General features: G+C 72.5%; 13 protein-coding genes. 4 read left to right on the forward strand and 9 right to left on the reverse strand.

Annotation, left to right across the window (positions count from 1 at the left end; all coding sequences use genetic code 11):
- Positions 1-6 precede the first annotated feature (6 nt).
- The 3 genes from ACZ7GX_RS00945 to ACZ7GX_RS00955 form a co-directional block, all read right to left on the reverse strand.
- Complete coding sequence (locus ACZ7GX_RS00945; protein ID WP_498771392.1) at positions 7-765, reverse strand: RsmA family anti-sigma factor; 759 nt, start codon at positions 763-765, stop codon at positions 7-9.
- Positions 762-1,379, reverse strand: coding sequence for an RNA polymerase sigma factor SigM (gene sigM / locus ACZ7GX_RS00950; protein ID WP_053714533.1), 618 nt, complete (start codon positions 1,377-1,379; stop codon positions 762-764). Before sigM ends, ACZ7GX_RS00945 begins: the two co-directional genes overlap by 4 nt.
- A gap of 92 nt (positions 1,380-1,471) precedes the next feature.
- Positions 1,472-1,846 (reverse strand): VOC family protein, encoded by a 375-nt coding sequence (locus ACZ7GX_RS00955; RefSeq protein WP_498771394.1) that lies wholly within the window; start codon positions 1,844-1,846, stop codon positions 1,472-1,474.
- A 256-nt stretch (positions 1,847-2,102) separates the two neighbouring features.
- On the opposite strand from ACZ7GX_RS00955, the gene ACZ7GX_RS00960 reads away from it, so the two are divergent.
- A complete protein-coding gene (locus tag ACZ7GX_RS00960) occupies positions 2,103-2,741 on the forward strand; it encodes a TetR/AcrR family transcriptional regulator (RefSeq protein ID WP_498771396.1) in 639 nt (212 codons plus the stop codon).
- Positions 2,742-2,744: 3 nt separating this feature from the next.
- On the opposite strand, the gene ACZ7GX_RS00965 is transcribed toward ACZ7GX_RS00960, so the two are convergent.
- The 4 genes from ACZ7GX_RS00965 to ACZ7GX_RS00980 are packed head-to-tail and all read right to left on the reverse strand — an operon-like array spanning position 2,745 to position 8,719.
- Positions 2,745-4,274 carry a protein kinase family protein gene (locus ACZ7GX_RS00965; RefSeq protein WP_498771398.1) on the reverse strand — a complete coding sequence of 510 codons (1,530 nt, stop codon included), beginning with the start codon at positions 4,272-4,274 and terminating at the stop codon, positions 2,745-2,747.
- A 37-nt stretch (positions 4,275-4,311) separates the two neighbouring features.
- Positions 4,312-5,925: a murein biosynthesis integral membrane protein MurJ gene (gene murJ, locus ACZ7GX_RS00970; protein WP_498771400.1), complete on the reverse strand. Its 1,614-nt coding sequence runs from the start codon at positions 5,923-5,925 to the stop codon at positions 4,312-4,314.
- 14 nt (positions 5,926-5,939) lie between these two features.
- Complete coding sequence (locus ACZ7GX_RS00975; RefSeq protein ID WP_498771402.1) at positions 5,940-8,204, reverse strand: DUF6049 family protein; 2,265 nt, start codon at positions 8,202-8,204, stop codon at positions 5,940-5,942.
- Positions 8,201-8,719 carry an NUDIX hydrolase gene (locus ACZ7GX_RS00980; protein WP_123744843.1) on the reverse strand — a complete coding sequence of 173 codons (519 nt, stop codon included), beginning with the start codon at positions 8,717-8,719 and terminating at the stop codon, positions 8,201-8,203. Before ACZ7GX_RS00980 ends, ACZ7GX_RS00975 begins: the two co-directional genes overlap by 4 nt.
- 117 nt (positions 8,720-8,836) lie before the next feature.
- Here ACZ7GX_RS00980 and ACZ7GX_RS00985 point away from each other — a divergent pair, with 117 nt between their 5' ends.
- Both ACZ7GX_RS00985 and ACZ7GX_RS00990 read left to right on the forward strand, forming a co-directional pair.
- Entirely contained in the window at positions 8,837-10,294 is a 1,458-nt protein-coding gene (locus ACZ7GX_RS00985) for a CCA tRNA nucleotidyltransferase (protein WP_498771404.1), read from the forward strand.
- 97 nt (positions 10,295-10,391) lie between these two features.
- Positions 10,392-10,652, forward strand: coding sequence for a response regulator transcription factor (locus tag ACZ7GX_RS00990; RefSeq protein ID WP_123744844.1), 261 nt, complete (start codon positions 10,392-10,394; stop codon positions 10,650-10,652).
- Positions 10,653-10,685: 33 nt separating this feature from the next.
- Here ACZ7GX_RS00990 and ACZ7GX_RS00995 read toward each other — a convergent pair whose 3' ends face one another.
- Positions 10,686-11,993, reverse strand: coding sequence for an MFS transporter (locus ACZ7GX_RS00995; protein WP_498771407.1), 1,308 nt, complete (start codon positions 11,991-11,993; stop codon positions 10,686-10,688).
- Between the two features lie 283 nt (positions 11,994-12,276).
- Here ACZ7GX_RS00995 and ACZ7GX_RS01000 point away from each other — a divergent pair, with 283 nt between their 5' ends.
- Positions 12,277-12,858, forward strand: coding sequence for a YqgE/AlgH family protein (locus ACZ7GX_RS01000; protein WP_498771409.1), 582 nt, complete (start codon positions 12,277-12,279; stop codon positions 12,856-12,858).
- Here the strand turns inward: ACZ7GX_RS01000 and ACZ7GX_RS01005 are convergent.
- Positions 12,855-13,259 carry an SdpI family protein gene (locus ACZ7GX_RS01005; protein ID WP_498771411.1) on the reverse strand — a complete coding sequence of 135 codons (405 nt, stop codon included), beginning with the start codon at positions 13,257-13,259 and terminating at the stop codon, positions 12,855-12,857. The two genes, ACZ7GX_RS01000 and ACZ7GX_RS01005, sit on opposite strands and share 4 nt — an antisense overlap.
- Positions 13,260-13,291: the final 32 nt, after the last annotated feature.

The raw sequence follows: 13,291 nt of genomic DNA on the forward strand, positions 1-13,291 counted from the left end.
GCCCGGCTACGGCTCGATCGTGCTGTTCGCCAGGACGCCGTCGGGGTTGTCCGGGCCGCAGGTCTGGGGGTCGACCACCACGATCCGGTACGCGCCGGGGGCGCCCGCGGGCAGGATCGCCATCACGGCCGGCTTGTCGTCCAGCGTGATGGGGCTGACCCCGAGCGGCTTGCCCGCGGTGATGTTCGCCCCGCGCAGGCAGTCGGCCAGCTGCTCCTGGTTCTCCAGCGGTCCGTAGTTCTGCGCCTTGAGCACGTCGCCGAACACCGGGCCGAAGTTCTCGCCGCGCACGGCGGGCATCCGGTCGGTGCTGCCGGGCGGCACGGCGCTGCCCGTGACCGGCGCGTTCGTGGTCTTGTCCTGCTGCGCGACGTTGTCACCGGCGGTGTTGTCCCCGGGCAGCGTCACCACGGCGACGCCGACGGCGACCGCGGCCGCCGCGAGCAGCCCCGCGCCCCAGCCGAGGCGCTTGGCGCGACGGGCCTTGGCCTGCGCGAAGTCGACCACCGGCGCGACCGGGCGCGCCTCCTCGGCGAGGGCGGCGTCGATCCGCTCGGCCACGTGGCGCGGCATGGGGATCGGCGGCAGGTTGTGCAGGTCGTCGAGCGTCGCGTCGAGGGCGGCGAGGATCTCGCGGGCCTCGGGGTCGTTCTCGACCAGTGGCCGCAACTCGGCCTCGGTCCGCGGGTCCAGAGCCCCCGCGTGCAGATCAGCCAGCAGGTCGACGGACCACGGCGGCCCTGAACGCCGCGCATTGCCGGTCATCGTTCCTCCAACTGACGTCCCTGTTGCACCTGCACATCGTTCATTGGGACGTTCGCATCTGCACTCTGGTTCCGGAGGTGTCCCAGAACTTTGGCGAGCTTGGCACGCCCGCGGGCGCACCTCGACTTCACGGTGCCCTCCGCGATGCCCAGCAGCTGCGCCGTTTCGGCCACCGAGTAGCCCTCCACGTCGACCAGCACGATCGGGGCGCGCTGCTCTTCCGGCAGCTCGTTGAGGGCGGCCTGGACGACCAGGCGGGTCTCGCGCTCGGCCATCGCGTCCCTGGGCGCCACGGGCTCGCCGGGGCCTGCCTCGGGGAGGGGGACGGTCGGCCTGGTTTGTCGCCTGCGCATCCGGTCCAGGCAGGCGTTCACGACTATTCGGTGCAGCCAGGTCGTGACCTGGGACTCGGCCCGGAAGCTGGCCGCTGCCCGGAAGGCGGAGATGAACGCCTCCTGCAGCGCGTCCGCGGCCTCCTCGGGGTCGCGCAGCGTGCGCAGCGCGACGGCCCACATGCGATCTCGGTGCCTGCGCACGAGCTCGGAGAAGGCGTGCGGATCACCGGCGGCGTGCGCAGTGATGAGGTCTGCGTCCGAGCTGGCTGCGGCGGTCACGCCGGGAGCCTATCGGGCCTGGGCAACCCCGCTCCGTTCACCTGCACGGGCGAGTGCCTCGGGTACCGGCACTCGCCCGCCGCGACCGCGCGTCACAACTTCACCCATTCGACGAGCTGGACGATGACGCCGTTCGGGTCGGTCACCTGGAACAGGCGCTCACCCCACGGTTCCTCGCGCAGCGGCATGGTGATCCCGACGCCCGCCGCGCGGAGCCGGTCGTGCTCCGCGGCCAGGTCGGCGACCGTGAAGGCGACGATCAGCCCGGCGGCGCGCTGGTCGCGGAAGCCCTCGGGCAGCACCTCGGTGCCGCGGCGCAGCAGGACGAGGTCGACCGCGTCGTCGTGGGCCAGCGACGCGAACCCGTCGGCGGCCATCTGCTCGGTGTAGCCGAAGTGGGCGGTGAAGAAGTCGCTGGACGCGGTGACGTCGTCGACGTTCAGCGACAGCGTGGACTTGGTGATCAAGCGGGTCTCCTCGGGTGTGGGTCGTGCGCGGGTCAGTACGAGCGGCGGCGCGGCACGCCCGGTGCCCGCGTCGGCCTGGTCGGTTGGTGCTTGCCGCCGAACGGCTGGTGGTTGATCCGGACCGGGCGGCGGCCCTGGTGCTCTCGTCGCAAGGTGTCTCCTCCGTTGTGCTTGCTACGAGTGTAATTATAGCCCGGTGGTACGAAACGTCAAGAGGAAGTTTGCCCCCGACGTAAAACTCTGCCAGGCTAGGCTCATGACCAGCACCAACACCGGCCTGCGCGAGCAGAAGAAGCAGGAGACGCGGCAGGCGATCTCCGACCACGCCACCCGGCTGTTCATCGAGCGGGGGTTCGAGGAGACGACCATCGCCGACATCGCCGACGCGGCGCGGGTGGCCAAGAAGACCGTCACGAACTACTTCGCGCGCAAGGAGGACCTGGCCCTCGACCAGCACGAGGAGTTCACCGCCGGCCTCGCCCGCACGGTCGTCGAACGCGCGGTCGGCGCGTCGGCGCTGGCCGCGCTGCGCACCGCGTTCCTCCAGGCCGCGGCCCGGCACGACCCGGTGATCGGGTTCTCCGGCCTGCCGTTCGCCCGGATGATCGTCGACAGCCCCACCCTCACCGCCCGCCTGCGCGAACTGCACGAGGCCCGCGAGGAGGCACTGGCCGCCGCCCTCGCCGAGGCCACCGGCGCCGAGCCCGACGACATCACGCCGAGGGCCGCCGCCACCCAGCTCGGCGGCGCGAACCGGCTGTTGTTCGGTGAGGTGCTCCGGCTGACCGTCGAGGGTCACGACAACGACCACATCGCGGCCACCGTGGCGCGGTCCGCACGGCGCGTCTTCGACCTGCTGGAACCGGCGCTGGGCGACTACGCGACCCGCGCCTGAGGGCTACTGCGCGCGGGTGTAGACGAGCTCCGCGATCTCGGAGCGGTTGTTCTTGCCGCTGCCCGAGAGCTTCGTGATCCACACCAGCAGGTGCTGGGTCGGGTCGTGGTCGGTGAGCTGGATCTGGGTCTGCCCCGGCGACAGGGTCGCGGTCGCGATGACCTTCGTCTCCGGCAGCGGCGCGCCCGGCGCGCCCGCGACGCGGATCTCCACCACCGTGCCCTCGCTCGGCGACGTGATCGTCACCGACGACAGCTTCACCGGTTCGGCGAAGCCCGCCATCAGCCCGATGCCCGGCTTGAGCGCCGGGAACGGCTGGAAGTAGTTCTCCGTCTGCCACACCGTGGTCGGGTTGTTGTCGACCGCGCGGTTGGCCCGGTTGGCGTTGTCGGGCTGGTTGGTCGCGTCGTACACGCCGATGGACGCGGGCTGCACGGGACCGGCGGGCTGGGGCGCGGGCGGCGCGGGCTGGCCGCTCTGCCCCGGCGTGGTGGACTGGCCGATCACCACGGTCGGCCCTCCGCCGCCGGTCGGCTCGTCGCTGAAGAAGCTCACGATCTGCACGCCGAGCCAGACGATCACGGCGAGCGTCGCGACCGCGAGCACGGCCACGCTGATCATCAGCTTCCGCTTGCGGTCCTTGTCGCGGACCGGCCGTTGGGTGGTCCACACCGCGCCGTCGTCCGCCGCGTCCTCCTGGACCGGCTGGATCAGCGCGGTCTGGGCCTCGGACTGGGCGATCTGGTCGAGCACCTGCAGGATCGCCGCGCTGGTCCGGATGCCGCCGACGCTGGTGTCCTCCAGGCTGCGCACGGCGACCGACGACAGTTCGTGCGGCACGTACGGGTGCAGCGCGCTCGGCGCGAGCACGGAGCCGTCCGGGCCCGTCGGCGCGGCGGGCACGCCGTCCGGACCGTTCGGCAGCGCCCACTTGCCGGTCAGCAGCAGGTACAGGATCGCGCCGAGGCCCTTGACGTCGTCGCGGGCGATCGCGTCCGGCCGGGGTCCGGGGAACGCGAGCCGCAGCCTGCCGTCCGCCGTCACCCGGATGCGCTGCGGGTGGTCCGCGCCGAGCACGAGACCGGCGTGGTGCGCGCCCTCGATCGCCGCGCCCAGCGGCTCGAGCAGCCGCGTCGCGGCGCCGGCGGGCAGCGGCCCTTCGGCGACCAGGTCCAGCAGGTCGGTGCCCTGGGTCCACTCGGCGACGATCACGCCGAGGATGCCCTCGTCGAGCCTGATCCCGGCGCCCGGCGTCAACACGTCGATCACCCGGGAAACGCCCGGGTGGGTGAAGCTGGCGGCGTGCATCGCGCGTTCGGCGGTCCGCTTGGCCCGCGCCGCGGCGGCGTGGTCGGCCGGGTCGCCCACCAGGACGGTCAGCGCCACGTCCCGGTTGAGCTGCCCGTCCCTGGCCCGCCACAGGTGCGCGTCGCACCGCCGGTCCACACCGGACCGGGCCAGCAGCCGGTACCGGCCGTCGCCGATCACCCCGCCGGGCACCAGCGAGGCGTTCTGGATCGGACCGCTGCTCACGGGGCCGAGGGTACGTGACCGCGTGGTGTCACAGGTGTCATCGCCGACCCACCAAACGACTGATCTTGCCGATCGCGGGCTTCACTTCGGGTACCCGGAACAGCGCCAGCAGCAGGAAGCTCAACGGCAGCCCGACGACCGCCTGGATCACCACTTCGACCCAGGCACCCGCCACGGGGGACTCGATTCCCACCACCCGGACGGCGAGCCACGCGAGCCCGGTCGCTGCTCCGAACGCGATCGCGGACGCCACGACCGTGAGGCAGATCGTCCACGCTGTGTAACCGGTGCGCAGCCGGCCGAGCCGCAGCCGCAGCCACAGCTGCCCGACCAGGGCGCCGACCACGAAGCTCAGCGACATCGCGATCGACACGCCGACCGCCAGCTTGTCCGGCGGCGAGATCGCCAGGAACCCGTACAGCAGCCCGATCCGCACCACCACGATGATCGCCTGGATGATCGTGGGCGTCCGGGCGTCCTTCAACGCGTAGAAGACCCTCAGCTGCAACAACGTGATCGCGTACGGCACCAGCCCGAACGCCGACAGCGCGAGCGCCGTGCCGATCGCCTCGCCGCCACCGACGCCGGACCGGCCGTGGGCGAACAGCGCCAGGCCGATCGACACGCCGGACACCGTCATCAACGCGCTGAACGGCATCAGCAGGATCGACGACATCCGGTTGCCGAACGCCAGGTCGCCGACCAGCGCGTCGGTGTCGTGCGCCGCCGCCGCGCGGCTCATCTTCGGCATCAACGCGGTCAGCAGCGACACGCCGAGCACCCCGTAGGGCACCTGGGCGATCAACCACTGCATGTTGTAGACCGTGATGGCGCCGTCGTGGTGCGTGGCGACCTTCGTCAGCACGACCATGCTGGCGAAGCCGAGCGCCACGTACAGCAGCACCCAGAACGCCAGCCCGCCGAACTCCGACAGCCGCCGGTCCCAGCCCCACCGCCACCGGAACCGGAACCCGGTCCGGCGCAGCGCGGGCACCAGCACCGACGCCTGCAACGCCACGCCGAGCATCGTGCCCAGGCCCAGGACCAGCAGCTTCGGCTCGCCCATCCGCACGGGGTCCAGCGAGATCTCGCCCGGCATCAGCCAGTAGACGACCAGCGTCAGGATCACCACGAGGTTGTTCAGCACCGGCGCCCACGTGGGCAGGCCGAACACGTGCCGGGTGTTGAGCACCGCGCCGATCAGCGCGGACAGCCCGTAGAACACGATGCCCGGCAGCACCAGGTAGGCGAACGCGGTGACCAGCTCGGGCTTGGCCTCGGGCGAGTCGATGAACAGCGCGGTCAGCAGCGGCGCGCAGGCGACGGCGATGATCGTGCCGACGCCGAGGATCACCGTGGACATCGTGATCATCCACTGCGCGTAGGACTCGCCGCGGTCGCCGTCCTCCTTCTCGGCGCGCACCAGCAGCGGGATCGCCACGCTGGTCAGCACGCCGCCGAGCAGCAGCTCGTTGATCATCGTGGGCAGCGTGGTGGCGACCTGGTAGGAGTCGTTGAGCGCGTCGACGCCGAGGATCGTGATCAGCAGCAGCTTGGACAGCAGCCCGGAGGCGCGGCTGACGATCGTGGCGATGGCCATCGAGCCGCCGGCGCGCGCCAGCGACGGGCCCTGCGACTGCTCCTGCGTCACCGTTGTTGTTCCGCTCAACTCGTGCTCGACCTCTCCGGCGGCGTGACCCCACTCGCGTCGTTCGGCACCTGCGCGGAGGCGGCCCGGGCGGCGCGCACCCGACGGTAGATGCGCCTGGCGGACAGCAGCACCAGCGCGGCGCCCGCCAGACCGGTGATGACGACCGTGATCGTCCCGTACGCCGAGGACGACACCTCCAGCCGAGCCCGTTCGCCCAGCTCGACGCCACTGGTGGTGACCAGGCGGATGTGCACCGGGAACCGCCCGGACCGCTGCACCTCCACCGGCACCCGCACCAGCCGGTCGCCGCGCGCGGGCAGCTCGATGTCGGTCAGGTCCCTGGCCACGATGCCCGGCGTGTCCTCGATCACGATCCGCACCGTGATCCGCACGTCGAGCCGGTTCTTGATGGACAGCGGGATGGGGCTGTCGCCCGAGCCGAGCAGGATCGGGCTGTTCGGCTCGGTCACCGTGACCTGGCCGCGCAAGCCGTCGATCTGCTCGCGGCCCGCCGCCAGCGCGGCCCGCGCGCCGTCCTCGTTGCCGCGCCACGCGCCCGACACCGCGCGCAGCAGCGCCAGCCGCAGCGGGTCGATCAGGTCGCCCACCTCGGCGGACGCCGCGTCCGGCTGGCTCATCGACTCCGACAGCTGCTGCAACCGGGCCCACGACTCGGCCACCGAGGCGGTCACCGACGGCGGCACCTCGCGGGCGCCGGCCTCGACCGGGTAGCTCAGCGCGGCGGTCTGCTCGGGCGGCGCCGCCAGCAGGGACTCCAGGCCGACGGGGGTCGCGAACCCGTCCGCGACCAGGGACTTCGCCGCGCGCAGGAGCGTGTCGACCTCGCCGGTCGGGGCGTTCCACCGGCGGGGCGGTGCGATGACCACGTGCTGGCCGGTGTTCTGGAACCCGGCCCGGAACGTGAGCGCGGCCAGCGCGTTCTGCACCGACACCGGCCGGGTCTCGCTGGGCGTGGTCACGCCCGCGACCGGCCTGGTCGTCGCCGCGCCGTACAACGCGTCGGACACCATGCCGTCGACGCGCACCGCCGTGACCGGCTTGCCCTCGGCCACGTCGAACCGGACCGGTCCCGTGCCGGGGGTGCCGGCGACGGCCGACTGGTCGAGCACCAGGGACGTGACGCCCCGATTGGTCAGGTCCGCCAGCGTCGGCTGGTCGAGCACGCCGTCCTCGGGCCAGGTCAGGCCCTGCGTCGGCTGCACCCCGAGGACGTCGCGGACCACCTCGGCGCCGTTGAGCGCGAGGTCGGTGAGGCCGGCGAGCTGGGCGCGGGACAGCGCGACCAGGTCGGCGTCCGCGTCCGGCAGCGCGATCACGCACCGGCCGGCGACCAGCAGGCGCAACCGGTCGCGCCACAGCTCGGCCGCGCTCTTGCCCTTGCCCGCGCCCTGGCCGCGCACCTCGTAGCCCTGGGTCATCGCCTCGACGGTGCGCAGCAGGTCGGGGTCGACGGCCAGGCACACGCCGGTGCCCAACGGGCCGGTCAGCGCCGACTCGTAGGCCATGAGCAGGCCGTAGAGCCTGCCGCCCATGGCCAGCGAGCCCGCCAGCTCGTCGTCGGTGAGCACGGTCGGGTTGGCGGTGAGGACGCGCGGCCGGTCGGCCAGCGGCCACAGCAGGGTGAGCTTGGCCGGGTTCGCGGGCGGGGACGGCGCCTGCCCGCCGGGCATCGCGAGCACCGGCAGCAGGGTGCTCAGCGCGGCCAGCCGGGCCCGCCCGCCGTAGGCCGGGACGCCGTTGATGTTGGCCAGGATCGGGTAGATGCCCGGTTCGGTGATGCGCAGCGAGGTCGGGCCCGTGCCGCGCAGGGGCACGGTGAGCTGGAACGGCTTCGACTCGTTCTGCTCGAGGCGGTCGGTGACGGGGGTGAAGTTCGGCTGGACGAACTCGGCGTCGGTCGGCTCGCGCAGCGCCTCGCGGACCTCGTCCTCGCCGGTCAGCGGCTGACCGCGTTCCAGGCGCAGCTCGATGTCCTCGATCGGCCGGTCGCCGACGTTGACCACCTTGCCGGAGATGGTGATCGAGTCCGGCCCGTCCGCGGTGATCACCCGGGGGGTCATCTCCTCGACGTCCAGGCGCAGCCACACCTGCGACTGCTGGCCCGGTTGGCTGGACAGCGCCCTGGTCGCCCACACCTGCGTGGCGGGCGCCGGTCGCACCGGCAGCCGCCCGCTGTCGGCGGGCGCGGCGGGCGCCGCGGACGCCGTCGTCACGAGGAGGACCCCCGCCGCCGCTAGTGCGGACAGCAGCCGTTTCACGCGGACTCCGCTCCGTCCGTCTGGTACTCGGAGAGCAGTTCGGCGGCTCGGCGCACGAGTCGACGCTCGTCCGCGTAGGCGAGCCGGTCGTCCAGCTCGCCAAGGGGCACCCACGCCACCTCGGTGACCTCCACGTCTTCGTCGGAAAGCTCGCCGCCCAGCGCTTCCAGGAGGAAGTGGTGGACGGTCTTGTGCACCCGCCGGTCCTCGGCGACGAACCAGTAGTCGATCGAGCCGAGCGGGCGCAGGACCTTGCTATGAATACCGGTCTCCTCGGCGACCTCGCGCACCGCGGTCTGTTCCGCGGTCTCACCGGCCTCGATGTGACCCTTCGGCAACGACCACAACAGCCTGCCGCGCCGGTCGAGCCGCCCGATGATCGCGGCGACGTGCTGCTCGAAGTCGAGCACCAGTCCACCCGCCGAGGTCTCGTCGACGGTCTTCAGCCGCCGACCGCGACGCCGGTTCCGGCGCCTCGGCTTGGGACCGCCGGAGCGACCGGACGACTGGGGCATGCCCTGATGGTAGTGGCGACCAGCGGGTACCGGACGTGACCGCCCGGTGGCGGGCGGTGATCGACCGCCGGGCAACTCGTTCGAGCCGCACGCCGCCGACCAGTAGGCTGGCTGCTCGTGTCCGGACCCATCGCCTCCACCACCACTTCTCCTGGGCAGGACAATGCCGTGGTGGAACTGCTGAGCTCGCTCCCCGTCGCCGACGACCTGGCCGCCCGCTTCGCCGCGGCCGGTCATCGCCTGTACCTGGTGGGCGGCAGCGTGCGGGACGCCGTGCTCGGCCGGCTGTCCGGCGACCTCGACTTCACCACCGACGCCCGGCCGCCGCAGATCATGGCGCTGCTCAAGGGCTGGGCGGACGCGATCTGGGACACCGGCATCGCCTTCGGCACCGTCGGCGCGACCAAGCACGGGCAGACCGTCGAGGTCACCACGTTCCGCGCGGACAGCTACGACGGCGTCACCCGCAACCCCGAGGTGACCTTCGGCGACAGCATCGAGGGCGACCTGGTGCGCCGCGACTTCACCGTCAACGCGATGGCCTACGACGTGGTGAACCGGCAGCTCATCGACCCGACCGGCGGGCGGGAGGCGCTGCGGGCCAAGACCCTGGACACCCCCGCGACGCCGCAGGAGTCGTTCTCCGACGACCCGCTGCGGATGCTGCGCGCGGCCCGGTTCGTGTCCCAGCTGGGCTTCACCGTCGCGCCACGCGTGCTCGACGCCATGTCGGCCATGGCGGGCGAGCTGACCCGCATCACCGCCGAACGCGTGCAGGTCGAGGTGTCCAAGCTGCTCACGGGCGCGCACCCGCGGGCGGGCGTGGAGCTGATGGTCGAGGCGAAGCTCGCCGACGTGGTGCTGCCCGAGCTGCCCGCGATGAAGCTGGAGATCGACGAGCACCACCAGCACAAGGACGTGTTCCACCACTCGCTGGTCGTGCTCGACCAGGCCATCGACCTGGAGGACGGCCCGGAGCCGGACCTCGTGCTGCGGCTGGCCGCGTTGCTGCACGACATCGGCAAGCCGGACACCCGGCGGTTCGAGGAGGGCGGCGGGGTGTCGTTCCACCACCACGAGGTGGTCGGCGCGAAGATGGTCCGCAAGCGTTTGCGCGCACTGAAGTACTCGAAGGAGATCGTCGAGGACGTCGCCCAGCTCGTGTACCTCCACCTGCGGTTCCACGGCTACGGCAGCGGCGAGTGGACCGACTCGGCGGTGCGCCGGTACGTCACCGACGCCGAGCACCTGCTCCCCCGCCTGCACAAGCTGGTCCGCGCCGACTGCACCACGCGCAACCGGCGCAAGGCCAACGCGCTGCAGCGGACGTACGACGACCTGGAGCGCCGCATCGAGCGGATCGCCGCCGAGGAGGACCTCAAGCGGGTCCGGCCGGACCTCGACGGCAACGAGATCATGCGGCTGCTGGGCCTGCCACCGGGGCCGATGGTCGGCAAGGCGTGGAAGTTCCTCAAGGAGCTGCGCCTGGACCGCGGCCCGCTGGAGCACGACGAGGCGGTCGCCGAGCTGCTCGAGTGGGCGCGCGCGGAGGGCGTCCGGCCGCCTGGTGACTGACACCAAGTGACCAATCTCCGACTTCGGGCTTGGCCAGTGACAGCCTGTTGCGGGACCATGACTGTGTGCGTCAGACGCGCACTGGGGGTGGTGTCGCATGAACGCTTGGGGATTGTCCGAGGGGGGCACCCGGGCACAACAGGGGTTGGACGAGCTGTCCGACCGGCAGCGGGCCGTGCTCCGCTGCCTGGCCAGGGGGCTCGCGGACCACGAGATAGCGCGAGTGCTGGCGCTGAGCCAGCACCAGGTGGGGGCGGTGGTGTCGGAGATCCTCCGCGCGCTGAACCTGCGTGATCGGATGGCGGCGGTCGTCTACGCGCACGAGACCGGGATCATCCGCCTGCCGCTGCCGCGGTGACCTGGCCGCTGCTCCGCAGACGGGCGGGGCAGGTCAGTGGGTGGGGGCTGTCGCCGATCGCTTGACCAGCAACAAGTAGCCGAGCAGACCGAGCAGGTAGGCCGCCGTCGCGGCGATCACGAGGCCCGGGGACCGACCGTCCAAGGGCACCACGGCCGCCGCGGCGGTGACGGCTGCCACCTGCGTGACGTTGAACAACGTGTCGTACAGGGCGAACACCCGGCCGCGGACCTCGTCGCCGATGTCGCCCTGCACGGCCGCGTCCACGCAGAGCTTCACCACCTGGCCCGCGAACGTCAGCACGAACGACGCGACCAGGATGGTCGGCAGCAGCATGGGCAGGCCGAGGCCGAGCTGGGTGGCGGCGGCCAGCACGAGCGCGGCGCAGACCGTGCCCCGCCGGCCGAGCACGTCCACCACCCGGTCGGTCACGAGTCCCGCGAGCAGGATGCCCGCGCCACCGGCGACGGCGACCTCGCCCAGCCCCGCCATGCCCGCCTTGAGCGGGCCGTAGTCGGTGAACGAGTTGCGCATCAGCAGCAGCGTGAGCAGCAACGACGCGCCGAACGCGAGCCGGTGCGCGAGCAGCGCCACCAGGGCGGCGGCGACGCTGGGCGCCCGCCACGCGGCCCGTGCGCCGTCCAGCAGGCCCAGGGCGACCGCGGTGACGGTCCGGCTGGGCTCGTCCACCTCGTCGGGTCCGAGCGCGCCACGCGCGAAGCGGGAGGCCACTAAGGCCGCCCCGAGCGAGCCGACGACGGCGAACGTCGTGGTCCACGCCGAGCCGCCGTCACCGGAGCCGAACACCGACCGCAACCCCACCGCGCAGCCCGCCCCCAGCACCGCGGTCAACGCGCCCAGCGTGGTGACGAACGCGTTCGCCTCCACGAGGTGGTCGCCGTCCACCACGTGCGGCAGGGACGCGGACAGGCCGGAGCCGACGAACCGGCTCACCCCCGTGACGAACAGCGCCGAGGCGTACAGCGGCACGCCGGCGAGCCCGAGCCCGACGGCCGCCGCGGTGAGCAGGACGAACACCGCGCGGGTGAGGTTCGCCACCACCAGCACCCGGCGGCGGTCCCACCGGTCGAGCAGGGCGCCCGCGAACGGGCCGACGACCGAGTACGGGAGCAGCAGCACGGCGAACCCGGCCGCGACGGCGAGCGGGTCGGCGTGGCGCTCGGGGTTGAACAGGACCGCGCCGGCGAGGCCCGCCTGGAAGAGGCCGTCGCCCCACTGGGCGGCCAGCCGCGAGGCCAGCAACCTGCGGAAGTCCGCCAGCGCGAGGAGTTTCCGGACACCGAGGTGGTGCTTCGCCGCGGTGGTGCCGGCAGTGGTCACGGTGGTGAGCCTATGCCTCCGGACCTCCGGACCACGAAGGCCGGACCCGCGTGGGGTCCGGCCTCCCTGGTGCCAGGCGCCCGGTCGCCTCTCGGCGGGTGGCACTACGCGGCTCCAGCCGAACGGTATTCCGCGTAGGCGTTTCAGTGGGCCCGGGGGACTCGATGGCGCCTGACGCTCACTACAACGAACACGGTAACCCGGATGTTCCGCCGACGGCGGAATGGCGCGTCCGCGCGGTGCGCGTGCTGCGTCGCCTGGCCCGCGGTCGTCGTCTGGGATCATGCGTGGTGTGCGCCCTGATGCCGACGTCGAACCGGGTTCCCTGCTGGTCGCGGCACCGACTCTGACCGACCCCAACTTCCTCCGGACGGTGGTCTACGTCATCGACCACCGGGACGAGGGCAGCCTCGGCGTGGTGCTGAACCGCCCGAGCGAGGTCGCCGTCCACGACGTGCTGCCCGCGTGGGGCCCGCACGTGAGCAGGCCGCAGGCCGTCTACATCGGCGGGCCGGTGGAGCAGAAGACGGCGCTGTGCCTGGCCGCGCTGCGCACCGGCGAGGACCTGGCGTCACTCGACGGTGTGGTCGGCGTGCACGGGCCGGTGGCGCTGGTCGACCTGGACGCGGACCCGGACGTGCTGGTGGCGAAGGTGCGCGGGATGCGCGTGTTCGCCGGCTACTCCGGCTGGGGCGAGGGCCAGCTCGGCAACGAGGTCGCGCGCGGCGACTGGATCGTGGTGAAGGGCCTGCCCGACGACGTGCTCACGCCGCCGAACGTCGACCTGTGGGGACGGGTGCTGCGCCGTCAGGGCATGCCGACGGCGCTGATGGCGACGTTCCCGACGGACATCCGCCGGAACTAGGCGCGGGTCAGGACGCTGCAGCCGCCGCCACCGCACGCGCAGCCGCCGCAGCCGGCGGGCGCCGCCTGCTCGGGCATCGCCTCGGCGGCCCGGTGGCCGAGCACGCCGCCCGCGCTCGCGACCACGACGCTGCCGACCAGCCCGACCAGGCCGATGACCAGCGCCAACGCCGGGTTGACCGCCGCCGCGAAGGCCGCCACGAGGGCGATCGCGCCCGCGGTCGCGGTCGGCACGCCGGCGATCTTGTTGGCCAGCGCGAACGTTTCGTCGTCGCGCAGCGTGGCCTTGGTGCGCACACCGAAGAAGCGGTTGCGCCGCAGCAGGCCACGCACGCCGAGGAAGCCGATGGTCGCGAACGCGACACCGATCAGACCCAGCACCACTGGCAGCACGATGTTCACCCTGACGAGGGTAGGCCGGTCCTCCGATCCGG

Source organism: Actinosynnema sp. NPDC037264, from assembly GCF_055603705.1.